Raw genomic sequence first — 21,753 nt, forward strand, 5'->3', positions numbered from 1 at the left:
CGAAGGCGCGCCCCCCGGACCGATCCGGGGGCCCAGTCCGGGGCAATGGGTAAGGCGGCGGGTCACTGAACAAATGGACATCACCTTTCTTCTGAACGGAGAGAGCGTGGAGCTGCGGGAGGTCCCGGCCACCGTCACGCTGCTCGACTGGCTGCGCGAAACGCGCGGCCTCACCGGCACCAAGGAAGGCTGCAATGAGGGCGATTGCGGTGCCTGCAGTGTCATGGTGACGGATGCCGACGGCGCGCGCACCCTCAACGCCTGCATCCTGTTCCTGCCGCAACTGCACGGCAAGGCCGTCCGCACGGTCGAGGGGCTGTCCAGCCCGGATGGCACACTGCACCCGGTGCAACAGGCGCTCATCGACTGTCACGGCAGCCAATGCGGCTTTTGCACCCCCGGCTTTGCCGTCTCCATGGCCACCGCCCACTTGAACGGCGACACCAACCACAACGACGCGCTGGCCGGCAACCTGTGCCGCTGCACCGGCTACGCCCCGATCCTGCGCGCCGCCCGCGCCGCCACGGACCAGCCCGCGCCGGACTGGCTCAAAGCGGACCAGGATTTCTTCTGGCCGGAAATATCCTCGGGGGGGCCCGGCACAGCCGGGCGGGGGGCAGACAGCCCCCCTCCCACCTGTCATGCCCCGCACACCGCCGATGACCTGGCGCAGCTCTACGCCGCATACCCCGATGCTACGCTGGTGGCCGGGGCCACGGATGTGGGCCTCTGGGTGACCAAACAGCTGCGTGATCTGGACCAGGTGATCTTTCTCAACCGCTGCACAGATCTGCAAGAGATCACCGAAACGGACACTGCGCTGCGCATCGGCGCAGGCGTCACCATGGACCGCGTCCATACGCTGATGAAAACCCATCACCCCAGCTACGCCGAGATGATCCGCCGCTATGGCTCGACCCAGGTGCGCAACGCCGCCACCATCGGTGGCAACAACGCCAACGGCTCTCCCATCGGGGACAACCCGCCCGCGCTCATCGCGCTGGGGGCCACCCTGCACCTGCGCCACGCCAACACCCGGCGCGACCTGCCGATCGAGGCGTTCTTTCTCGACTACGGCAAACAGGACCGCGCCAAGGGCGAGTTTATCGAGGCTGTCTCGATCCCCAAACAAGCCGACACCCTGCGGGTCTACAAACTGTCGAAACGCTTTGATCAGGACATCTCCGCCCTCTGCGGGGCCTTCAACCTGACGATCACCGACGGCCATGTCACTGAGGCGCGCATTGCCTTCGGCGGCATGGCAGGCATCCCCAAACGCGCGACACAGGTTGAGGCCGCGATCACCGGCCAGCCCTGGACAGAGGCCACGGTAGAGGCCGCAGCCCCCGCCTGGGCACAGGACTTCGCGCCGATGTCGGACATGCGCGCCAGTGCCGATTACCGCCTGACCGCCGCGCGCAACATGCTGCGCCGCGCGTGGGCCGAGGATCAAGGCCACGCCACCCGCGTGCTGGAGGTCCGCCCATGAGCGTGAACAAACCCCTGCCGCATGACGCCGCCCGCCTGCATGTCACCGGCCGCGCACGTTACGTCGATGACATTCCGACACCGGCCAATTGCCTGCACCTCGCATTCGGGATCTCGCCCATTGCCGCCGGGCGGCTGACCGCGCTGGACCTTGACGCCGTGCGCGCAGCCCCCGGTGTCGCGGGTGTCTGGACACACACGGATCTGCCTTCGGGCTGCGATTGCTCGCCCTCGAACCATGATGAACCCATGCTGTCGGACGGCACGATCCACTATCAGGGCCTGCCACTGTTCCTTGTGGCCGCTGACAGCCATCTTGCCGCCCGCAAGGCCGTGGCGCTGGCCGGGATTGAGACCGAGGCCGCAACGCCGATCCTGACCATCGAACAGGCGCTGGACGCCGACAGCCGATTTGAGGAAGGCCCCCGCATCTGGACGCGCGGCGATGTGGAAACCGCCATCAACAGAGCCGCCCACCAAATCGACGATCGCATCGAGATCGGCGGGCAAGAGCACTTCTACCTCGAAGGTCAGGCCGCCCTCGTGACCCCGCAGGAAGACGGCGACATGCACGTCGTCTCGTCCACGCAACACCCGACAGAGATCCAGCACAAGGTGGCGGATGCGCTGAACCTGTCGATGCACAACGTCCGGGTGGAAACCAGGCGCATGGGCGGCGGCTTTGGCGGCAAGGAAAGTCAGGGCAACGCGCTGGCCATTGCCTGCGCCGTGGTGGCAGCCGCCACCGGGCGACCCGCCAAGATGCGCTATGACCGCGACGATGACATGATCATCACCGGCAAACGGCATGATTTCCGCATCGACTACCGCGTGGGTGTCGACGAGGACGGCGTGATCGAGGGCATCGAATTTCTGCACTACACCCGCTGCGGCTGGGCGCAGGATCTGTCGCTGCCGGTGGCGGACCGCGCCATGTTGCACGCTGACAACGCCTATTTCCTGCCCGCCGTACGGATTGAATCGCATCGGCTGAAGACCAACACCCAAAGCGCCACCGCCTTTCGCGGCTTTGGCGGGCCGCAGGGCGTGGTCGGGATTGAGCGGGTCATGGATCATATCGCGCATGTGCTGGGCCGCGACCCGCTGCAAATCCGCCGGGCGAATTATTACGACAGGTCAGAGGGGGGCGCTGCCCCCCACTCGGACAAGCCGAGCCCCCCCGGGGGTATTTTTGCAGCAAAGAAGCCACGAAACGTCACGCCCTACGGGCAGGATGTGCGTGATTTCATCCTGCACGAGATGACCGACGCGCTGGCCAAGTCCTGCGACTATGCCACGCGGCGGGCAGATGTGGCGGCTTGGAACGCCACCCATCCGCTGCTCAAGCGGGGGCTGGCGCTGACGCCGGTCAAGTTCGGGATTTCCTTTACACTGACCCATCTCAATCAGGCCGGTGCCCTGGTGCATGTCTATCAGGATGGGTCCATCGCCATGAACCACGGCGGCACCGAAATGGGACAGGGGTTGTTCCAGAAAGTAGCGCAGGTGGCGGCGGCGGTTTTCGGGGTGCGCACCGAAAAGGTGCGCATCACCGCCACCGACACCGGCAAGGTGCCCAACACCTCGGCCACGGCGGCCTCTTCCGGGTCGGATCTGAACGGCGCGGCGGTCAGGATCGCCTGTGAGACGCTGCGCACCCGCATGGCAGAGTATCTGGCCGGGATGCACCAATGCCCGCCAGAGGAGGTGGTCTTTGATGGTGGGCGTGTGTCGGTTGGCGGGCAGGACATGGACTTTGCCGAGGCCGCCGCCTTTTGTTACGCGGGCCGCGTCAGCCTGTCGGCCACCGGGTTCTACAAGACACCCGACATCACATGGGACCGGCTGCGCGGCGAGGGGCGGCCGTTTTACTATTTCGCCTATGGGGCCGCCTGTACCGAGGTGGTCGTGGACACGTTGACCGGCGAATACCGGATGCTGCGCACCGATATCCTGCACGATGCGGGCCGGTCATTGAACCCGGCACTGGACATCGGCCAGGTCGAGGGCGGTTTTGTGCAGGGCGCGGGCTGGCTCACGACCGAGGAACTGGTCTGGGACGACCATGGCCGTTTGCGCACCCATGCGCCCTCGACCTACAAGATCCCCGCCTGTTCCGACGCGCCGGAGGTGTTCAACGTCGCCCTTTGGGACGGTGAGAACCAAGAGGACACGGTGTACCGGTCCAAGGCGGTCGGTGAGCCGCCACTGATGTTGGGCGTTTCAGCCTTGATGGCGCTGTCGGATGCGGTGGCGGCCTGCGGGTCGTCCTATCCGGCGCTGGATGCGCCCGCGACGCCCGAAAGGGTGCTGGCCGCAATCGGGACGGTTCGCGCATGAGCTTTGACCTTGACGTCCTTGCCCGCGCCGTCGCCGCACATGGCCGGGTTGCGCGCGTGGTTGTGGCCGAAGTGGCGGGATCGACCCCGCGCGAGGTCGGCGCAGCGATGCTGGTCTGGTCCCACAAGGACGGCACTGGGCAGGTCGGCACTGGGCAGGTCGGCACCATCGGCGGCGGCGCGCTGGAATTTGCCGCCGCGCGGGCGGCCTTTGACCATGAGGGGCTGACGCGGCATCCGCTGGGGCCATCGCTGGGCCAATGCTGTGGCGGCGCGGTGACCTTGTTGACAGAGGTCTATGACGCCGAAGCGATTGCCACACTGACCACCGCATTGGCGGACAAGACCGTGATCGCGCGCGGCACCGGGCAGATGCCGCTTGCCGTGCGCCGCCTGCTGGACCGCGCCCGCGCCCGCGGCGACGTGCCAGAGCCACACCTGGTACAGGGCTGGATGATCGAGCCCGTGGCCCCGCCTGCGCTGCCGGTCTGGATCTGGGGCGCGGGCCACGTCGGGCGCGCCATGATCGCATCGCTGGCCCCGCTTCCGGGAATGGCGCTGACCTGGGTGGATACCGGGCCGGACCGCTTTCCCGCCGATGTGCCGGAGGGCGTGACTGTCCTGCCCACACCTGCCCCTGACCGCGCGATGGCCCTGGCCCCCCGACAGGCCGCGCATCTGATCCTGACCTACAGCCATGAGCTGGATCTGTCGCTGTGCCATGCCGCGCTCCGGCACGGCTTTGGCTTTTGCGGTTTGATCGGTTCGGACACCAAGAAAGCACGGTTTCGCAAACGGCTGCTGGCGCTTGGCCACGCGGCTGCGCAAATCGACGCCATTTGCTGCCCGATCGGGCAGAAAGACCTGGGCAAACATCCGCAGGCCATTGCCATCGGCACCGCGACCCAGCTACTCAGATTGCAAAAACAAGGAATGACAGGGCGTGGCCGATGCACTTCTCAGCCTCCGGGGCCTGACCAAGATCTATCCCGGCGTGATCGCCAATGACGACGTGTCCTTTGATATCGGGCGCGGCGAAATCCACGCCTTGCTGGGGGAAAACGGCGCTGGCAAGTCGACACTGGTCAAGATGATCTACGGGCTGGTCGCCCCCGACAAGGGCGAGATGCAGCTGGACGGGGCGCGCTATGCGCCCACCAAACCGTCAGAGGCGCGGCGCGCCGGCATCGCCATGGTGTTTCAGCATTTCTCGCTGTTCGATGCGCTGAACGTGGCGGAAAACGTGGCGCTTGGGATGGAAACGCCGCCGCCCATGTCCGACCTTGCCCGCCAGATCCGCGAGGTCTCGGAAACCTACGGCCTGCCGCTGGACCCCGGTCGCACCGTTGGCACGCTGTCGGCGGGCGAACGGCAACGGGTCGAGATCATTCGCTGCCTGCTGCAAAATCCCCGCCTGCTGATCATGGACGAACCGACCAGCGTGCTGACCCCGCAAGAGGTCGAGATCCTGTTCGAAACCCTGCGCAAGCTGAAAGCCGAAGGCACCTCAATCCTCTATATCTCGCACAAGCTGGAAGAAATCCGCACCCTGTGTGACAACGCCACCATCCTGCGGCTGGGCAAGAAGGTGGACACCTGCATTCCGTCGCAATCCTCGGCCCGGCAGATGGCTGAAATGATGGTCGGGTCCAGCTTTGCCACACCCGAGGCACGCGGCGGCACAGCCGGCGAGGTGCTGCTGGCGGTGCGCGATCTGCACCTGCCCGCCCCCGGCGCCTTTGGCACCCCGCTGCGCGGCATCAGCTTTGAGGTCCGCGCCGGTGAGGTGCTGGGCATCGGTGGCGTGGCGGGCAACGGACAGGATGAATTGCTGTCGGCTCTGTCAGGCGAACGTGCCGCCCCTGCGGGCAGCATCATGCTGGACGGCAAGGACATCAGCCGCGCCGGACCGGTGGCGCGGCGCGGGATGGGGGTGCTGTCGGGCCCCGAAGAGCGGCTGGGCCACGCCGCCGCCCCGGACATGAGCCTGATCGAAAACGGCGTGCTGACAGCCGCGCGGAGCGAGGGCATGCTGACGCGCGGCTTCATCTCCTGGACCAAGGCGCGGACCTTTGCCGAAGAGGTGATCGCCCATTTCGACGTGCGCACACCCAGCCCGGGCACGGCAGCCCGGGCGCTGTCAGGCGGCAACCTGCAGAAATTCGTGGTCGGACGCGAGATCCTGCAAAGCCCGCAGGTGCTGGTGCTGAACCAACCCACCTGGGGCGTGGACGCGGCGGCGGCAGCCTTTATCCGGCAATCCGTGCTCGACCTCGCTGCCAAAGGGGCAGCCGTTGTGGTCATCAGCCAGGATCTGGATGAATTGATGGAGGTCTCGGACCGCTTTGGCGCCCTGAACGAGGGCCGCCTGTCGCAGACGCCCCCCGTCGCCAGCCTGAACATCGAACAGATCGGCCTGATGATGGGCGGCGCGCATGACATGGAGGTGGCCCATGTGGATGTCTGACCGCCCCCAATCAATTCCCCAATCCGGGACACGAATTTTCGTCGAAAATTCGCCTCTGCCCACAACACCCGGAGGCCAGTCATGATCCGGCTTGAAAAACGTCCCCAACCATCGCGCCTCTGGACCATCCTCGCCCCCATTCTGGCCGTGCTGCTGACCATGTTCGTCGGCGGACTGCTGTTCGCCGCCCTTGGCGCCAACCCCTTCGAGGCGATCCGCACCATCTTCTGGGATCCGATCTTCAACGCGCAATTCGCGTCTTTCACCCGGCCGCAATTGCTGGTCAAGGCCGCGCCGCTGATCCTGATCGCCATCGGCCTCAGCATCGGGTTTCGCGCCGGGATCTGGAACATCGGAGCAGAGGGCCAATACATCATGGGCGCGATCTGCGGCGCCGCCGCCGGTCTGGCGCTTTACCCCTCCGAAAGCGTGCTGATCTTTCCGGCGATGGTTATCGCCGGGGCCTTTGGCGGCTGGGTCTGGGCGATGATCCCCGCCATCCTGAAAACCCGCGTCGGCACCAATGAAATCCTCGTGTCGCTGATGCTGGTCTATGTCGCCGAAACCATCCTCGGATCGGTCGCCACCGGCCTCCTGCGCAACCCCGAAGGCCGCGGCTTTCCCGGTTCACGCAACTTCAAACAATGGGACGCCGCCCACAACGCCGAGATCTTCGCAGGGACAGGCATGCACTGGGGCGTGGTCTTTGCCTTCATCGCGGTGATCGGCGCCTACGTTCTGCTGACCCGCCACATCCTTGGCTACAACATCCGCCTCACCGGCGAGGCGCCGCGCGCCGCGCGGTTCTCGGGTGTGCGCCCGGCGCGTATCGTGCTGATCTGCCTTGGACTTTCGGGCCTGCTGGCCGGGATGGCCGGGCTGTTCGAGGTCACCGGCCCTGCCGGCCAGATCTCGATCGACTTCAACTCGGGCTACGGGTTCACCGCCATCATCGTGGCCTTCCTTGGCCGCCTCAATCCCATCGGCATCCTGCTCGCCGGGCTGCTGATGGCGCTGACCTATATCGGCGGCGAACTGGCGCAACTGATGCTCGGCGTGCCGGGTGCCTCGATCCAACTGTTCCAAGGGATGCTGCTGTTCTTCCTGCTGGGGGTGGATGTCTTCACCAACTACCGCCTGCGCATCGGCCGGAGGGAAATCGCATGACCCGCAACACCCGTTTCTTCTGGCCAAAAATATCCCGGGGGGAATGCGCCGCAGGCGCAGGGGGGCAGCGCCCCCTTGCCCCGGCTGACACAGGGGACACCGCATGGACCTGAGCTCAATCAACCCCATCCTCCTGGTCGCCTCTATCATGGTCTCGGCGACACCGATCCTGCTGGCCGCCATCGGTGAAATGGTGGTGGAAAAGTCCGGCGTCCTGAACCTCGGGGTCGAGGGCATGATGATCACCGGCGCGGTGGTCGGCTTTGCCGTGGCGGTCAATTCCACCTCGCCCGCCGCCGGTTTCCTGGCCGCCGCCGTCGCAGGCGCGCTGTTGTCGCTGGCCTTTGGCGTGCTGACCCAATTCCTGCTGTCCAATCAGGTCGCGACCGGCCTTGGTCTGACGCTGGTGGGTCTGGGCATGTCCAGCCTGATCGGCAAACCCTATGAGGGCATGAAAAGCCCCACCTTGCCAAAACTGGACATTCCCCTGCTCTCGGACCTGCCCGTTGTGGGGCGGATGCTGTTCAGCCACGATCTGATGGTCTACCTCAGCCTTGTGCTTGTCGCTCTTGTCTGGGCCTTCCTGAAATACACCCGCGCCGGGCTGATCCTGCGCGCGGTGGGCGAAAGCCACGACAGCGCCCATGCACTGGGCTACAAGGTGGTGCGCATCCGCCTGATCGCCATCCTGTTCGGCGGCGCCTGCGCGGGACTTGGCGGGGCCTACCTCAGCCTTGTGCGGGTGCCGCAATGGACCGAGGGCATGACCGCTGGCGCAGGCTGGATCGCGCTGGCCATCGTGGTCTTTGCCAGCTGGCGCGCGGGCCGCGTCGCCATTGGCGCATACCTCTTTGGCGGCGTCACCGTACTGCAACTGAACCTGCAGGCCGCTGGCGCGGATGTGCCGGTCGCGCTGTTGTCGGCCTCACCCTATCTTGTCACGATCATCGTTCTGGTGATCATCTCGGCCTTGGGCGCACATGGCGCACCCGCCTCGCTGGGCCGACCATTCCACGCCTCATCCTGAGGCCAATAGTCACTCTTAAAAAACCACTCCAACAGGGGAACATCATGAAAAGAAGAACGCTCCTTTCGACCGCAGCCCTCGCGCTGACCCTTGGCTTTGGCACCGCCGCTGCCGCACAGGACGTCACCGCCGGTTTCATTTACGTCGGCCCGATCGGCGACGGCGGCTGGACCTATGAGCACGACAAGGGCCGCCTTGCCGTCGAAGATGCCTTTGGCGACAAGGTCAAGACGATCTACCAGGAAAGCGTCCCCGAGGGCGCCGACTCTGAGCGCGCAATAACCCAGATGGCCCTGTCCGGCGCCGACATCATCTTTACCACCTCGTTCGGCTACATGGACCCGACCGTTTCCGTGGCTGCGAAATTCCCGAACGTGAAGTTCGAACATGCCACCGGATACAAGACCGCCGACAACGTGTCCGTCTATTCGGCCCGTTTCTACGAAGGCCGCGCCATTCAGGGCCATATCGCCGGGTCGATGACCAAGACCAACAAGATCGGCTACATCGCCTCCTACCCGATCCCCGAGGTCATTCGCGGCATCAACTCCGCCTACATCCACGCCAAAAAGGTGAACCCGGATGTGGAATTCTCGGTCATCTGGGCCTTCACCTGGTTCGACCCGGCCAAAGAGGCGGACGCCGCCCGCGCGCTGATCGAAAACGGCGCTGACGTGATCCTGCAGCACACTGATTCCACCGCACCGCAGGCCGCCGCCGCCGATGCGGGCAACGTCATCACCTTTGGCCAGGCCTCTGACATGGGCGACTATGCCCCCATGCCGCGCGTCTCGTCGATCATCGACAACTGGGCGCCCTACTACATCGACCGCGTACAGGCGGTGATGGACGGCACGTGGGAATCGAAAGACACATGGGACGGCATCGGCCCGGGCATGGTCGGCATCGGTGAAATCTCTGACGCGGTACCGGCAGAGGTCAAAGAGCAGGCGCTGGCGCTCAAGGATGCCATCGCGGCGGGCGACTATCACCCCTTCACCGGCCCGCTGAACAAGGCGGACGGTTCGGTCTGGCTGGCCGACGGCGAAGTGGCCGATGACGGCACGCTGCTGGGCATGGATTTCTACGTCGAAGGCATCACCGGCGACATCCCGAAATAAGCCGGATCTTCCTCGCGAAACCACATAGGCCCCGCATCATGCGGGGCCTTTTTCTGCCAACCGACCTGACGTTCAGTGCGGCGGCAGGTCCGTCAGCCGGGTCAATCCGTCATAGAAGGCATAATGAGGCATCTCGATCGAGTCCCGTGTCAGGATCATCTCGTCCGATACCGCATCCCAGACTTTTTGCGCCGGCTCACCCGGCCAGACGTCCACCTTCTGCAAACTCAATGAAATCGTCGGGAAATCCGCGCGACCATTGGGATACAGCCCCCCGGCGTTGTAGCGCTTTGCCCGTTCAAGAAAGAACCCGAAGGTGCTGTCACTGATCACGCAGACATGCTGTGAGCGCCGCTCACCATCCATGCGGATCACCCAGGATGTCTCATCGACATAGCCCACACGCTCCCCCGGCTCTGCCGCGTCGCGCAGTTTCTTCAGATGCGCCGCAGCGTCCGATAGGGCGACATCGACCCCACGATGCACCAGGTAGGCGTTCTCACATAGGTGAACCAGATTGGTCTTGAGGATCTTCTCCGGTGCCTTTGCTGCCGAAACCGCCACATTCGCCATCAACGCCTCGGCCAACGACTGGATACGGAACATGCTTTCCCCGGGTGTCTCCAGGATCCGCGCGTACAGGAAATCGTTCAGCGCCTCGACGTTGTCATCGGTGGTCAGCTTGATGTCGAAATAGCCCTCGGCCGCTGTCAACGCGATGCGAAAGGCGTTTTCGACATCCCCTGCCGGATAGCTGCCTCCGGCCGGCAAGTTCAGGCTGGGTGCATGGAATCCCAGAATGCCGCCCGGTTCGATGCTGCGCGACGGAAACCGGACTGCCAATGTCCCTTCCTGTACGCCGCCGCCCAGCCAGGCAATCGCACAGGCGGATTCGCAGCGGTCGCCATCGACCACGCGGGTGTGCATCTGCGAATTCCAGATCGCGTTGAACATGGCGATCCCTTCCAGCAGCGACCCGCCGGGGCTGTCCAGACACAGCGAGGCCCCCGCCGACCCGTAAGTGTTCAACGCATCGATCTTGGCCGCATCGCCCGTGGCCACCTTCCCGGTGAATTTATAACTGCACTCCGCGTCGAAACCGCCTAGTTCCACGATCTCGCCGCAAAACGCCTGTCCTGCCGTCAGGGTCAACGCCAGAACCCAGTGTCCAATCTTCATCTGTCATGCCTTTCCTGAGGATCCGGCCCTCCAGACTAGGCAAGCCCCCGGCATCGGCCAAGGAAAACATGCATGTTCCGTGCTGATTGCAAGGCGGGTTCAGCAGTCCCCCACATCCGCCAGTGTCACATAGCCCCATTTGTCCAACTGGCCCAAAACGCTATCCAACGCAGCCCGCTGGCGGTCGCCCGCCACGCAGCCCAGCGCCGTCACCACCGTCCCGTCTCGCGTCAGGGCGACCTCACCGGCGCTTGTGTCCAGAAAGGCCTGCATGGGGGTGATGTCGCGGTAGACCACCACGGTCACATGGCCGATGTCCGGCGGGTTGCGGCTGGAGATCGTCGTCAGCGTCGTGCTGGCCACGGTCTTGCCCAGCAGATAGACCACCTTGTCGCTCAGGGTGCTGATGTCTGCAATATCCGGATCACCAATCGACAGTTCGGAAAACGGCACGGCAAAGTCCAGGGTGACGGCGTGTCCGGCCTGCACCTCGACGGTTTCCCCCGCCCCCATGACCTTGAATGACGCCTCCTGCGCCAGAACCGGGGCGCACAGGCCAAGGCTGAAGACGACACCGCAGGCTGCGGAGAAAAGCAATTTGTTCATAAGACCCTCCTGAAAAAGCGTCGCACGGGCCACGGGGGTCCGTACATGCGGTCAGCCTGCCGAATGGTCATTACTGCGTAAAGCATGGAAAACCTGACGCCCCGGGGGCGGTCCTAGGGCAGCCGCCGCGCGGACCTCACGTCCAGCGCCCCCAGCACGTTGCACCCCAACGTCGTGCGCAGCGCGCCAATCAGCTGATCCACGGTTTCCGCGCTCACATAGTGCCCGCCGGTGCGGTCCGCCAGACAGCGCGCCACCGTGGTGCCAGCGGGATCATCCGGTTTGGCCCAGTCGAAATGATCGCTGCGCACCTTGAAACCGATGACATGCACCGTCAGCCCCGGCGCGATGGCGGCAATTTCGGCGGCCAACACGCAAGGCGCGCCGCCGCAGGTTTCCTTGCCGTCCGTCACCAGCACGACGGTGCCCGATTGCCGGGTATAATCCAGCGTTTCCGCCGCCCGCCGCACGCTCTCGGTCAGTGAGGTGCCCCCGGCGGGCCGCAGCGCGTCCACATCCGCCAGGATGCGCGGCCCCGCCTGCCATTGCGGGGCAAAGCGCAGATCGGTGTTGGCGCAGGTGCGGTCGCCGGACGGCCCGTAGATCACCAGACCCAGCCGCCGCACCGTCGCGATAGAGGGGATCGCCCGCCGCATCGCCGCGCGCGCCTCGGAGATGCGCGGCACGCCGATGGCGTTGTAGCCGATCTCGGCCATGCTGCCAGAGCCGTCAAAGACGATCATCGCGTCTTCGGTACAGCTTTCCCCGGCGCCCGTCGCAGCGGCGACACTCAGGGAAGCTGCCAGACAGACCGCACCAGCCATGTAGGAAAAGGGACGCATCGGCAGGGTTCCTCTCTGGGCCAGCATGGCAGGCACTTGGCCCCCTGTCGAGTAACAGCCGCGTGCCGACCACCCGACCAAGGTCGTGCAGCGCCATGCGGCGACGGGACAAATCCGCTTTGCCTGCCGCCCCTGTCGTGTCAGGGTCCGTCCATGACCCTGACAACCCTTTCGGGCGACACGCCCGCGCCCTTCGCCTTTGGCTGCATGCAATTCGGGGGCCGCGCGTCGGACACCGACAGCCGCGCCATGTTCGACGCCTGCCGCGCCGCCGGCATCCGTCATTTCGACACGGCCTATGTCTACACCGATGGCCAGTCGGAACAGATGCTGGGCCGCTATGCCGAAGCCGAGCGTGAAAACCTGTTCATCGCCACCAAGGCCAAATTCACCTGCGGCGCCAGCCGCGACAATATCCTTGCCTCGCTGGACGAAAGCCGCGCCCGCCTGAACATGGAGGTGATCGACCTCTATTACATGCACCGCTGGGACGGCGACACGCCGCTGGACGAGACGTTCGAGACGCTGGCCACGCTGCAATCGGACGGCAAGATCCGCTATATCGGCGTGTCCAACTACGCCGCTTGGCAGGTGATGAAGGCACAAGGCGTGGCCGCCCGTTACGGCACCCGCATCGACGTGATCCAACCGATGTACAATCTTGTGAAACGGCAGGCAGAGGTCGAAATCCTGCCCATGTGCGCCTCCGAAGGCATCCTGGCCGTACCCTACTCGCCGCTGGGCGGCGGACTGTTGACCGGCAAATACGCGGGCGGCGGCACCGGACGCCTGACCGAGGACACGCGCTATGCCAGCCGCTATGGCCGCCCGGAAATGCATGAAACCGCGCAGGCGCTGACGGATCTGGCAACCGAGCTGGGCACGGACCCGGCAACACTGGCCGTGGCCTGGGTCGCGGCCCACACCGCAGGCCCCGCCCCGATCCTGTCCGCCCGCACCGCCGAACAGCTGGCGCCCTCGCTGGCCGGAATGCGCTACCCGATGGATGACGCGCTCTATACCCGCCTCTGCGCGCTCAGCCCCACGCCGCCTCCGGCCACGGACCGGCTGGAAGAGGCCTGAACAGGAGTCTGAACTGGGGCCTGAACTGGGGCCTGAACTGGGGCCCGAACAGGGGCATTGGCGCTCAGCGCCAGTCCACCACCTCATCCAGCGGTGCGCGGTCTGTCCTGAACCTGTTTGCCGGGTGATCCGGGGCGGCGTAGCCCAGCGCGATCCCGCACAGAAGGTCGCGATCTTCGGCAATGCCGTAGCGGTCTCGCACAAACGGCGCTAACCCGGCCACAGAGGCCATGGCGCAACTGGCCACGCCCCGCGCCTGCAACGCCAGCAAGACGCCCGTCACATAGGCCCCGCAATCCAGCACGCCATAAGTCCCCAGCGCCTTTGGCGTTGTGATCAACAGGAAATGCGGTGCGCCGAACAGGCGAAAGTTCTCCCGCATCTGTCGCCCCGATGCCGCACGGTCGCCCCTCTGCACCCCCACCGCATCATACAACTGCCAGCCACAGATGCTGCGCCGGTCTTTGTAGACGCCCTCATAGCGGGCCGGAAACGGAATATCGCTGTGATGCGCCGCCTCTGCCACATGGTCATAGAGCGCATCGGCAAATGACGCCGTTTCCTCCTGCGACAGCGCGATCACCTGCCAGGGCTGGGAATTGCACCAGCTTGGCACCTTTTGCGCATCGCTCAAGGCCGCGTCGATCACCGCGCGCGGCACCGGGTCGCTCAGAAACCCCCGGCAGGAAAACCGCGCGCCCAACAGATCGGCAAATGTCTCATCCACGCTCACAGCAATCCCTTTTCCACCAATTCCGCCAATATCGCATCGCCATCCTGCCCGTGGCGCGGCGGCGTGCCCACCGGCAAGACCGCCCCGTCAAAGCGCGGCGCGGGCAAGGCGCTGCCCGCCCCATGCCCCCGCGCCGCCATATGCGCATCCTGCGCCGCCGCATCCGGGCTCAGCACCGGCGCCACGCACGCATCAGTTCCGTCGAAAATCCCAACCCAATGGGCGCACGAGTTTTCGGCGAAAATTCGACCCAGCTTTACGCCCTGCGCCGCCCACTGATCGGGATCGAATTGCACCGCAAAATCCGGATCGTTCGCCAAGCCCATCTTGTCCAGAAACAGCGCGTAGAACTTTGGCTCCAGGCATTGCACCGCCACATGCCCCCCGCAAGCACAGGCATAACAGCGCGACCAATGCGGCCCGTCCAGCAAGGATCGCCCCCGCGCGCCGGTATCAAACGCCGACCCCAGCGACCGCAACAGCGCCATCATATGCTGCGCCCCGTCGACAATCGCCGCATCCACCACGCAGCCCACACCGCTGGTCCGCGCCTGCACCAGCCCCGCCAGCATGCCCACCGTCAGATACAGCGCCCCCGCCCCGATATCGCCCAACATCGTCGGCGGCACCCCCGGCACCGCCCCCGGCAGCCCGCCATAAAACAGCGCCCCCGACAGCCCGAGGTAGTTGAGGTCATGCCCCGCTTGCCACGCACGCGGCCCCTCCTGCCCCCAGCCCGTCATCCGCCCGTAGACCAGCGCCGGATGCGCGTCCCGCACCTGCTGCGGCCCCAGCCCCAACCGCTCCATCACGCCGGGGCGCATCCCCTCTATCAGACCGTCCGCGCTGCGGATCAGCGCCCGCGCGATCCCCAGATCGCCTGTGTCCTTGAGGTCCAGCGCAATCGCCCGCTTGCCCCGGTCCAGCAGGCCGCTTGCGCCCTTGGCCGGGTTTTCCGCGCCACCCCTGCGCTGCACCACAATCACCTCGGCCCCCAGATCGGCCAGATGCATGGCAGCAAAGGGCGCGGGCCCCAGCGCCTCGAATTCCACGATGCGGATGCCTGTCAGCATGTCGGTCCTCCCTGCCTGGCAGGAAAGCGGATGTCGGCGCGAATGGAAAGCGGGATTGCGCCGCCTGCGGCGCCGCCGGGGGGGCGCGCGGGCAAGCCCGCGCCCCGGGGGCTCTGCCCCTCTTGGCCACAAGTGGCCAATTCACCCCGGGATATTTTCGGCCAGAAGAAACACAAGGGGTCTGCTGCGTTTGCTTTCCGGGTCGGTCGCAAGGTGATCGACCCTGTTCCTGACCGGAGTTACCTCGGCGCGCGGGCGACACTGACCGCCGCTGTCAAACCCGTTTTGCTTTTGCCGCCGCCGGGTTACTTCTCGACCATGACAAGGCTCCCCGACGCTCTGCAACACTGGTTCGACACGCGCGGCTGGCAGGTCCATCCGCACCAAAAGGCCATGCTGGACCGCGCCGATGCCGCCTGCCTGATGCTGATCGCCCCCACCGGCGGCGGCAAGACGCTGGCAGGGTTCCTGCCGACCCTGTCGGAACTGACCGAAGAGCCGCGCACCGGGCTGCACACGCTGTATATCTCACCGCTCAAGGCGCTGGCGGCGGACATCCGGCGCAATCTGCGGGTCCCTATCGAAGAGGCAAACCTGCCAATCCGGGTCGAGGACCGCACCGGCGACACCCCCGCCAGCCGCAAGAAACGCCAGCGCGCCGACCCGCCGCATATCCTGCTGACCACGCCTGAAAGCCTGGCGCTGCTGACCTCATACGAGGACGCGCCGCGCATTTTCGCGGGCCTGCAACGGGTTGTGGTGGATGAAATCCATGCGCTGGCCGAAAGCAAACGGGGTGACCAGTTGATGCTGGCGCTGGCGCGGCTGCAAACGCTCTGCCCCGGCCTGCGCCGCGTCGGTCTGTCCGCCACGGTCGAGGACCCGCAGGCCATCGCCCGCCTGCTGGCGCATGGCGATTTCCCCTGTGAGATCCTGCAAGCCGATCCCGGCCCCGACCCGGATATTTCCATGCTGATCACCGATGAGGCCCCGCCCTGGGCCGGTGGCGGGGCCAAGTATTCCATCCCCGCCGTGCTGGAACAGGTCAAACGACACCGCACCACGCTGATCTTTCACAACACCCGCGCGCAGGCGGAAATCTATTTCCACAACCTGTGGCTGGCCAATGAGGACTCGCTGCCCATCGGCATCCACCACGGCTCGCTCGACCGGGGCCAGCGGGAAAAGGTCGAGGCGGCCATGGTCGCGGGCCACTTGCGCGCCATCGTCTGCACCGGGTCGCTGGATCTGGGCATCGACTGGGGCGATGTGGATCTTGTGATTCAAGTCGGCGCGCCGAAAAACGTCAAGCGGCTGGTGCAGCGGATCGGCCGTGCCAACCACCGCTACAACGCGCCGTCCAAGGCGATCCTTGTCCCCGCCAACCGATTCGAGGTGGTCGAGTGCCTGGCCGCGCTGGAGGCAGTCAGGGCGCATGATCTGGATGGAGAGCCGCGCGGGCCCGGCCCCCGCGACGTGCTGTGCCAGCATATCCTGATCGCCGCCGCCTCTGGCCCGTTCGAGGCCGATACGCTGTACACGGAAATGCGTGGCGCTGGCCCCTATGCCGGGCTGACACGGCCGCAGTTTGACGCCTGCCTGGAGTTTTGCGCCACCGGCGGCTACGCCCTGCGCGCCTACGACCAGTGGAAGCGCCTGATGCAGCGTCCCGACGGGCTGTGGCAATTGCGCGATCCCCGCTCTGCCGTGCGCATCCGCCAAAACATCGGCACGATTCAGGACACCGACACGCTCAAGGTGCGCTGGCGTGGGCGCGGCGGCAAGCCGCTGGGCGAGGTCGAAGAAAGCTTTGCCGCCTCGCTGACCAAGGGCGACACCTTTCTGATCGGCGGCCAGATCGTGCGCTATGAGGGGCTGCGCGAGTTGACGGTGGAGGTCAGCCGCGATCCGGGCCGCAAACCCAAGATCGCCACCTTCATGGGCACCAAGTTCGCCACCTCCACCCAGCTTTCCGACCGTATCCTGCGGCTGTTCCAGCAGGACGACTGGCCCGATCTGCCGCCCCACACGCGCGACTGGCTGCACCTGCAACGGCGGGTTTCGCGCCTGCCGGAACCGGGCCGCCTGCTGGTGGAAAGCTTTCCGCACGACGGGCGGCAGCAACTGGTGGTCTACGGCTTTGCCGGGCGCAACGCGCAGCAGACGCTGGGCCTGCTGCTGACCAAACGGATGGAAGAGATCGGCCTTGCCCCCATGGGTTTTGTCGCCACCGATTACGCCACGCTGATCTGGGGGCTGGACGCGGTGACGGACCCGGTGCCGCTGTTCGATCTGGCCGCCCTTGAGGCGGGGCTGGACGGCTGGCTGGCGGGCAACGCGGTGATGAAACGCACCTTTCGCGCGTCGGCCACCATCGCCGGGCTGATCGAGCGGCAGATCGGCGGCCAGCGCAAGACCGGGCGGCAGGCCACCATGTCGTCGGACATCCTGTATGACACGTTGCTGAAATACGACCCCGACCACCTGCTGATGCAGATCACCCGCGAAGAGGCGATGCGCGGGCTGGTCGATTTCGCCCGCATCCGCGAGATGAGCGCCCGCGTCGGGGACCGCATCGACCATCTGCGCCTGACCCGCGTCACGCCGCTGGCGGCACCCTTGTTTCTTGAGCAAGGGCGCGTTCCGGTGCGCGGCTCGGCGGATGAGCGGTTGATGGAAGAAGAGGTCACGCGCCTGCTGAACGAAAGCGGACTGGCGCAGGTTGGGCCCAAGCGCCCCTGATCCGCCCCACGACAGCGCACAGCGGCGCGCCTCTTGCGGCGGGCCGGGCGGCATGGCAAGAACAAGCCATGAACACGCACCCCTTCACCTTCCACGGCGCAGCCCTGCACGCCCTGCCCTCCGGGGCATTATACTGGGAGCAGACGGGACTACTGGTGGTGTCGGACCTGCATCTGGGGAAATCCGCCCGCCTCTCTGCCGTAGGCGGCGCGCAACTGCCGCCCTACGAGACGCGCGAGACGCTGCAACGGCTGGACGCCGATCTGGCCGCCACAGGGGCCACTCGCGTGATCTGCCTTGGCGACAGCTTTGACGCGCCGGGCATCGACGCGCATCTGCCAGAGGACGATCTGCTGTGGATCGCGCGACTGCAGGCGGGGCGCGACTGGACATGGATCGCGGGCAACCACGACCCCGCGCCTGTGGCGCTGACCGGCGCGCACCGGGCCGAACATCGCGACGGCCCGCTAACCTTTCGCCACATCGCCACGCAGGGCACCACCGCCGAAGTGTCTGGCCACTACCACCCCAAGGCCCGCTTGACAGTACGCGGGCGCAGCTTGACCCGGCCCTGTTTCCTGCTGGACGCGGACCGCCTGATCCTGCCCGCCTACGGTGCCTATACCGGCGGGCTGTTCAGCGACAGCCCGGTGCTGAGTGCGCTGATGCGCCCGGACGCACAGGCCATCCTGACCGGCTCGCGCCCCGTCGCCATCCCGATGCCCCGCCGGGCCGCATCACGCGCCTGACCTGACCGCGCGTCCCCGCCCACAGCGCCAGCGGCGCAAGGCCCAGACCCGCCACCCCTAACCAGGACGCCGGGGTCATCGGCTCTCCCAACCCAAAGGTGACCAGCCCCGCCGCCGCAGGCGCGATGCAGACCAGCAGCAGCCCCACGCCACTGGCAAACAGCTGTCCGCGCGCCCAGCGCGGCGCCGTCTCGCGGTGGTGCAGGGCAGAGGCCCAAAGATACAGGCCAATCGCCGCCAGGAGGACGGCAACCCCCTCAAGAATATGCATAATCCTGTTGTCCCAATGATGCATGCCACGCGATCCCACCGCCGACATCCGGCGGCATTGCGCGGGACGACACAGGATATCGGTACGCCGCCACGTCTCTGCAAGAGCCCCTTGCGTGCCACCGGCAAGATGGGCAACGCTGGGCGCATGGACGATCTGGAAACCCGCATCCGCACCAGCTTTGACCGGCAGGGCATGCTTGTCACCCTTGGCGCAACCCTGCTCGACATCACGCCCGGAAAGGTCGTGATTGCCGTCCCGATCCGACCAGAAGTCTCACAACAACAGGGCTATGCCCACGGCGGGCTGGCCTTTGCCATCGGCGACAGCGCGGCGGGTTATTCCGCCCTGTCCCTGCTGGACGCCGACAGCGAGGTGGTGACCTCGGAAATGGCGATCCACTACCTTGCCCCCGGCAGCGGCCAGCGCCTGATTGCGCGCGGATCGGTGATCAAACCGGGCAAACGGATGCTGGTCACGCAGGCCGATGTCTACGCACAGGATCAGGGCAAGGAACGCCACATCGCCCGGCTGACCGGAACGATGGTGCGCGTCCCCGCCTCCCCAGCCTAACCCGCCTAACCCAGTACATCCCGCCAACTATGCGCGGGCTGATAGCCCAGCATCCGCTTGGCCTTGGCGTTGGCATAAAACGTCTCCGCCGCGCCGATCTCACCCTTGACCGGCACGCCCTGATAATACCGCTCTATCAGCTCGGCTGAACTCAACCCCACCGAATGATCGTCGTTGGAGACGTTGAACACCTCATAGCCCAGCCCGTCAGTGTGCAAACAGCACTCCACCATCTGCCCCAGATCACGCGCGTCGATATAGGCAAAGATATTGCGCCGCCGCACGCCGGGATCGGCCATATAGCCCGGGAAATCCTGCGCGTATTCATGCGGCTCGATCACGTTGTTGATCCGCAGCCCATAAATATCCACGCCAAAGCGCGCCTGAAACCCGCGCGCCGTCACCTCGTTACAGACCTTGGACAGGGCATAGCTGTCCTCGGGCGTGGTCGGGTGGTCCTCATCAATCGGCAGGTACTCCGGCTTGCGCTCACCATCGGCGAAACAGACGCCATAAGTGGTCTCGGATGAGGCAAAGATCACCTTGCGGATGCCGGATTTCACCGCCGCGTCGATGACATTATACGTCCCCATCGTGTTCACCCGGTAACATTCATTGTCCGAAGTGATCAGGATGCGCGGCACGGCGGCAAAATGCACAACCGCGTCAAAGGACGGCACCCCGGTCCCCGGCTCCAGCTCATCCAGACCGGCAAGGCTGTGCATCACGTCATACATCTGGCCCGCGTCGGTGATGTCGGCAATCCGGTTGTCGACGCCCGCCAGATCCAGCGGCACCCGGTCCACGTTCAGCACCCGATGCCCCTGTTCCAGCAGGTAGGCCACCACATGACGCCCCGCCTTGCCCGATCCGCCGGTGAACAGAATACGCATGATCAAACTCCTCCACTTTTGACGCGCAGCATGCCGCGCCGACCCGCGAAACACCAGCAGGTGCGGCGCGGGGCGTTTTAGTCAGAGAAACACAGCTTGTTGCCATCCAGATCCCGCACATAGGCGGAAAACCGGGGGCCGCGCGCACCCGGCGCGCCCTCACAGCACCCGCCCAGGGCGATGGCACGGGCGTGAAACGCCGTCACGTCGTCGGGGGTGCCGACGCAAAAGCCAACCATCGTGCCGTTGCCTCGTGTCGCCGGCTGTTCGTCAAACGGGATCGCGACGGCAAAGGCGAAATCCTCGACCAGCCAGTAAGTCATGCGCTCCACCGGGGAAAACCCGCTGACGCCGAGGGGCGCAAAAAGCCCGTCGTAGAATGTCCGTGCGGCGGCCATGTCGTTGGTGCCGACAACACAATAGTTCATTTTCATACTGTTCTCTCCATATACGCCGATGCCCTGCCGTTTGGGTCGGCGGCCCCCTGACGGTTGGCTTGGATAGGGTGGCAGGACGGCATCGTGATATTGATAAACAGGACAGTTTATGTCCTATTTCATCCATGACACGGACAAACACGCAGGGCAGACTGCGGCGGCTGGAATTGCTGGCCGTGCAGTTGAAACAAGAGACGCATTGCACAATCGCGGATCTGGCGGCGCAGTTCGGTGTCAGCGCGCGCACCATCGCCCGCGATCTGTCCTTGATGCGGGATCAGGGGATGCCGCTTGACGCGGATCGCGGGCGCGGCGGCGGCGTGCGGCTGGACCGCACCTGGGGCGTGGGCCGGATGAACCTGTCCTATGCAGAGGCGGTTGACCTGCTGATCAGCATCGCGGTGGCGGAACAGATGAACTCGCCCATGTTCCTGGCCAAGCTCGGGGCGGTCAAACGGCAGTTGGTGGCCTCGTTTTCGCCGGAAAAACGCAAGCAGGTGACCCGGTTGAAATCCCGCATCCTGATCGGCGTCACCGCGTCGACCTACGTTCAGGCCGGTGTCGCGTCGCCGCCGGACCGGGTCGTGCGGGCGCTGCACCGGGCCTTTGTCGATCAGGAAGTGTTGGAGATCACATACAGGCGCGAGGATGGCCAGACATCCCGGCGCAGGATCGACCCGCAGTATCTCTTGCTGAAATACCCGGTCTGGTACGTCGTCGCCTTTGACCACCTGCGGGATGGGCCGCGCACCTTTCGCTGTGACCGGCTGTTGACGGCCAAGGCCACCGGCACCCCGTTCCGCCTGCGGCCCAAGGCAGAGTTTGGCGCGTCCCTTGTTGGCGACGATCTACTGGTGTGATCGCCGCTCGCCCCCTATCCAGAGGCGGTCAAAGGTTACCCAAACGTAAAAATGCCTCTGTAACCCCTTGATTTTACACAGGCCGACATCTGTCCACGCGTGG

General features: G+C 65.5%; 19 protein-coding genes. 12 read left to right on the forward strand and 7 right to left on the reverse strand.

Translation table 11 applies throughout. From position 1 onward, the window contains the following. Window positions 1-73: 73 nt before the first annotated feature. The 7 genes from xdhA to CHB90_RS07845 all read left to right on the forward strand — a co-directional run bounded on the left by xdhA (window position 74) and on the right by CHB90_RS07845 (window position 9,609). Entirely contained in the window at window positions 74-1,489 is a 1,416-nt protein-coding gene (gene xdhA, locus CHB90_RS07815) for a xanthine dehydrogenase small subunit (RefSeq protein WP_089277311.1), read from the forward strand. Next, the gene (gene xdhB / locus CHB90_RS07820; protein ID WP_089277312.1) at window positions 1,486-3,828 is read left to right on the forward strand and encodes a xanthine dehydrogenase molybdopterin binding subunit; all 2,343 of its coding nucleotides are present in this window, start codon (window positions 1,486-1,488) and stop codon (window positions 3,826-3,828) included. Before xdhA ends, xdhB begins: the two co-directional genes overlap by 4 nt. After that, on the forward strand, window positions 3,825-4,835 hold the full coding sequence (xdhC, locus tag CHB90_RS07825) for a xanthine dehydrogenase accessory protein XdhC (RefSeq protein ID WP_141135820.1): 1,011 nt from the start codon (window positions 3,825-3,827) through the stop codon (window positions 4,833-4,835). The genes xdhB and xdhC overlap by 4 nt, the downstream gene beginning before the upstream one ends. Further along, window positions 4,771-6,294: an ABC transporter ATP-binding protein gene (locus CHB90_RS07830; protein WP_089277313.1), complete on the forward strand. Its 1,524-nt coding sequence runs from the start codon at window positions 4,771-4,773 to the stop codon at window positions 6,292-6,294. The genes xdhC and CHB90_RS07830 overlap by 65 nt, the downstream gene beginning before the upstream one ends. Window positions 6,295-6,375: 81 nt before the next feature. Then, on the forward strand, window positions 6,376-7,461 hold the full coding sequence (locus CHB90_RS07835) for an ABC transporter permease (protein WP_089277314.1): 1,086 nt from the start codon (window positions 6,376-6,378) through the stop codon (window positions 7,459-7,461). Window positions 7,462-7,564: 103 nt separating this feature from the next. Further along, on the forward strand, window positions 7,565-8,488 hold the full coding sequence (locus CHB90_RS07840; protein WP_170941007.1) for an ABC transporter permease: 924 nt from the start codon (window positions 7,565-7,567) through the stop codon (window positions 8,486-8,488). A 44-nt stretch (window positions 8,489-8,532) separates the two neighbouring features. Beyond that, window positions 8,533-9,609, forward strand: a complete 1,077-nt coding sequence (locus CHB90_RS07845) for a BMP family ABC transporter substrate-binding protein (RefSeq protein WP_089277315.1) — start codon at window positions 8,533-8,535, stop codon at window positions 9,607-9,609. Window positions 9,610-9,681: 72 nt separating this feature from the next. Here the strand turns inward: CHB90_RS07845 and CHB90_RS07850 are convergent, their stop codons facing one another. The 3 genes from CHB90_RS07850 to CHB90_RS07860 form a co-directional block, all read right to left on the reverse strand. Beyond that, window positions 9,682-10,788: a hypothetical protein gene (locus CHB90_RS07850; protein WP_089277316.1), complete on the reverse strand. Its 1,107-nt coding sequence runs from the start codon at window positions 10,786-10,788 to the stop codon at window positions 9,682-9,684. 99 nt (window positions 10,789-10,887) lie between these two features. After that, complete coding sequence (locus CHB90_RS07855; protein WP_089277317.1) at window positions 10,888-11,394, reverse strand: pilus assembly protein N-terminal domain-containing protein; 507 nt, start codon at window positions 11,392-11,394, stop codon at window positions 10,888-10,890. Between the two features lie 113 nt (window positions 11,395-11,507). After that, window positions 11,508-12,263: a vWA domain-containing protein gene (locus CHB90_RS07860; RefSeq protein ID WP_245823194.1), complete on the reverse strand. Its 756-nt coding sequence runs from the start codon at window positions 12,261-12,263 to the stop codon at window positions 11,508-11,510. A gap of 126 nt (window positions 12,264-12,389) precedes the next feature. Between CHB90_RS07860 and CHB90_RS07865 the strand changes: the two genes are divergently transcribed. Next, complete coding sequence (locus tag CHB90_RS07865) at window positions 12,390-13,319, forward strand: aldo/keto reductase (protein WP_089277318.1); 930 nt, start codon at window positions 12,390-12,392, stop codon at window positions 13,317-13,319. 64 nt (window positions 13,320-13,383) lie between these two features. On the opposite strand, the gene CHB90_RS07870 is transcribed toward CHB90_RS07865, so the two are convergent. Next, window positions 13,384-14,052, reverse strand: coding sequence for a nitroreductase (locus CHB90_RS07870; RefSeq protein WP_245823195.1), 669 nt, complete (start codon window positions 14,050-14,052; stop codon window positions 13,384-13,386). Then, entirely contained in the window at window positions 14,049-15,125 is a 1,077-nt protein-coding gene (locus tag CHB90_RS07875) for a CaiB/BaiF CoA transferase family protein (protein ID WP_089277319.1), read from the reverse strand. Before CHB90_RS07875 ends, CHB90_RS07870 begins: the two co-directional genes overlap by 4 nt. A gap of 318 nt (window positions 15,126-15,443) precedes the next feature. Between CHB90_RS07875 and CHB90_RS07880 the strand changes: the two genes are divergently transcribed. The 3 genes from CHB90_RS07880 (at window position 15,444) to CHB90_RS07890 (ending at window position 19,460) form a co-directional block, all read left to right on the forward strand. Next, window positions 15,444-17,867 carry a ligase-associated DNA damage response DEXH box helicase gene (locus CHB90_RS07880; protein WP_089277393.1) on the forward strand — a complete coding sequence of 808 codons (2,424 nt, stop codon included), beginning with the start codon at window positions 15,444-15,446 and terminating at the stop codon, window positions 17,865-17,867. Window positions 17,868-17,935: 68 nt separating this feature from the next. Further along, complete coding sequence (gene pdeM / locus CHB90_RS07885; protein ID WP_089277320.1) at window positions 17,936-18,616, forward strand: ligase-associated DNA damage response endonuclease PdeM; 681 nt, start codon at window positions 17,936-17,938, stop codon at window positions 18,614-18,616. Between the two features lie 286 nt (window positions 18,617-18,902). Continuing rightward, window positions 18,903-19,460 carry a PaaI family thioesterase gene (locus CHB90_RS07890; protein ID WP_342744949.1) on the forward strand — a complete coding sequence of 186 codons (558 nt, stop codon included), beginning with the start codon at window positions 18,903-18,905 and terminating at the stop codon, window positions 19,458-19,460. Between the two features lie 5 nt (window positions 19,461-19,465). Here the strand turns inward: CHB90_RS07890 and CHB90_RS07895 are convergent, their stop codons facing one another. Together CHB90_RS07895 and CHB90_RS07900 are read right to left on the reverse strand one after the other, a co-directional pair. After that, entirely contained in the window at window positions 19,466-20,353 is an 888-nt protein-coding gene (locus CHB90_RS07895; RefSeq protein WP_089277321.1) for an NAD-dependent epimerase/dehydratase family protein, read from the reverse strand. A gap of 77 nt (window positions 20,354-20,430) precedes the next feature. After that, window positions 20,431-20,787, reverse strand: a complete 357-nt coding sequence (locus CHB90_RS07900; RefSeq protein WP_089277322.1) for a VOC family protein — start codon at window positions 20,785-20,787, stop codon at window positions 20,431-20,433. Between the two features lie 128 nt (window positions 20,788-20,915). Between CHB90_RS07900 and CHB90_RS07905 the strand changes: the two genes are divergently transcribed. Further along, window positions 20,916-21,650 carry a helix-turn-helix transcriptional regulator gene (locus CHB90_RS07905; protein ID WP_170941008.1) on the forward strand — a complete coding sequence of 245 codons (735 nt, stop codon included), beginning with the start codon at window positions 20,916-20,918 and terminating at the stop codon, window positions 21,648-21,650. The last annotated feature ends 103 nt before the right edge of the window (window positions 21,651-21,753 follow it).

It is taken from the genome of Antarctobacter heliothermus (genome assembly GCF_900188425.1).
GTDB lineage: Bacteria > Pseudomonadota > Alphaproteobacteria > Rhodobacterales > Rhodobacteraceae > Antarctobacter > Antarctobacter heliothermus.

Coding starts and splice junctions, on each gene's coding strand:
- CHB90_RS07855 (WP_089277317.1), bottom strand. CDS start 11,394: ATGAACAAATTGCTTTTCTCCGCAGCCTGCGGTGTCGTCTTCAGCCTT.
- xdhC (WP_141135820.1), top strand. CDS start 3,825: ATGAGCTTTGACCTTGACGTCCTTGCCCGCGCCGTCGCCGCACATGGC.
- pdeM (WP_089277320.1), top strand. CDS start 17,936: ATGAACACGCACCCCTTCACCTTCCACGGCGCAGCCCTGCACGCCCTG.
- xdhB (WP_089277312.1), top strand. CDS start 1,486: ATGAGCGTGAACAAACCCCTGCCGCATGACGCCGCCCGCCTGCATGTC.
- CHB90_RS07840 (WP_170941007.1), top strand. CDS start 7,565: ATGGACCTGAGCTCAATCAACCCCATCCTCCTGGTCGCCTCTATCATG.
- CHB90_RS07835 (WP_089277314.1), top strand. CDS start 6,376: ATGATCCGGCTTGAAAAACGTCCCCAACCATCGCGCCTCTGGACCATC.
- CHB90_RS07900 (WP_089277322.1), bottom strand. CDS start 20,787: ATGAAAATGAACTATTGTGTTGTCGGCACCAACGACATGGCCGCCGCA.
- CHB90_RS07905 (WP_170941008.1), top strand. CDS start 20,916: ATGACACGGACAAACACGCAGGGCAGACTGCGGCGGCTGGAATTGCTG.
- CHB90_RS07850 (WP_089277316.1), bottom strand. CDS start 10,788: ATGAAGATTGGACACTGGGTTCTGGCGTTGACCCTGACGGCAGGACAG.
- CHB90_RS07845 (WP_089277315.1), top strand. CDS start 8,533: ATGAAAAGAAGAACGCTCCTTTCGACCGCAGCCCTCGCGCTGACCCTT.
- CHB90_RS07890 (WP_342744949.1), top strand. CDS start 18,903: ATGATGCATGCCACGCGATCCCACCGCCGACATCCGGCGGCATTGCGC.
- CHB90_RS07865 (WP_089277318.1), top strand. CDS start 12,390: ATGACCCTGACAACCCTTTCGGGCGACACGCCCGCGCCCTTCGCCTTT.
- CHB90_RS07875 (WP_089277319.1), bottom strand. CDS start 15,125: ATGCTGACAGGCATCCGCATCGTGGAATTCGAGGCGCTGGGGCCCGCG.
- CHB90_RS07860 (WP_245823194.1), bottom strand. CDS start 12,263: ATGCTGGCCCAGAGAGGAACCCTGCCGATGCGTCCCTTTTCCTACATG.
- xdhA (WP_089277311.1), top strand. CDS start 74: ATGGACATCACCTTTCTTCTGAACGGAGAGAGCGTGGAGCTGCGGGAG.
- CHB90_RS07895 (WP_089277321.1), bottom strand. CDS start 20,353: ATGCGTATTCTGTTCACCGGCGGATCGGGCAAGGCGGGGCGTCATGTG.
- CHB90_RS07880 (WP_089277393.1), top strand. CDS start 15,444: ATGACAAGGCTCCCCGACGCTCTGCAACACTGGTTCGACACGCGCGGC.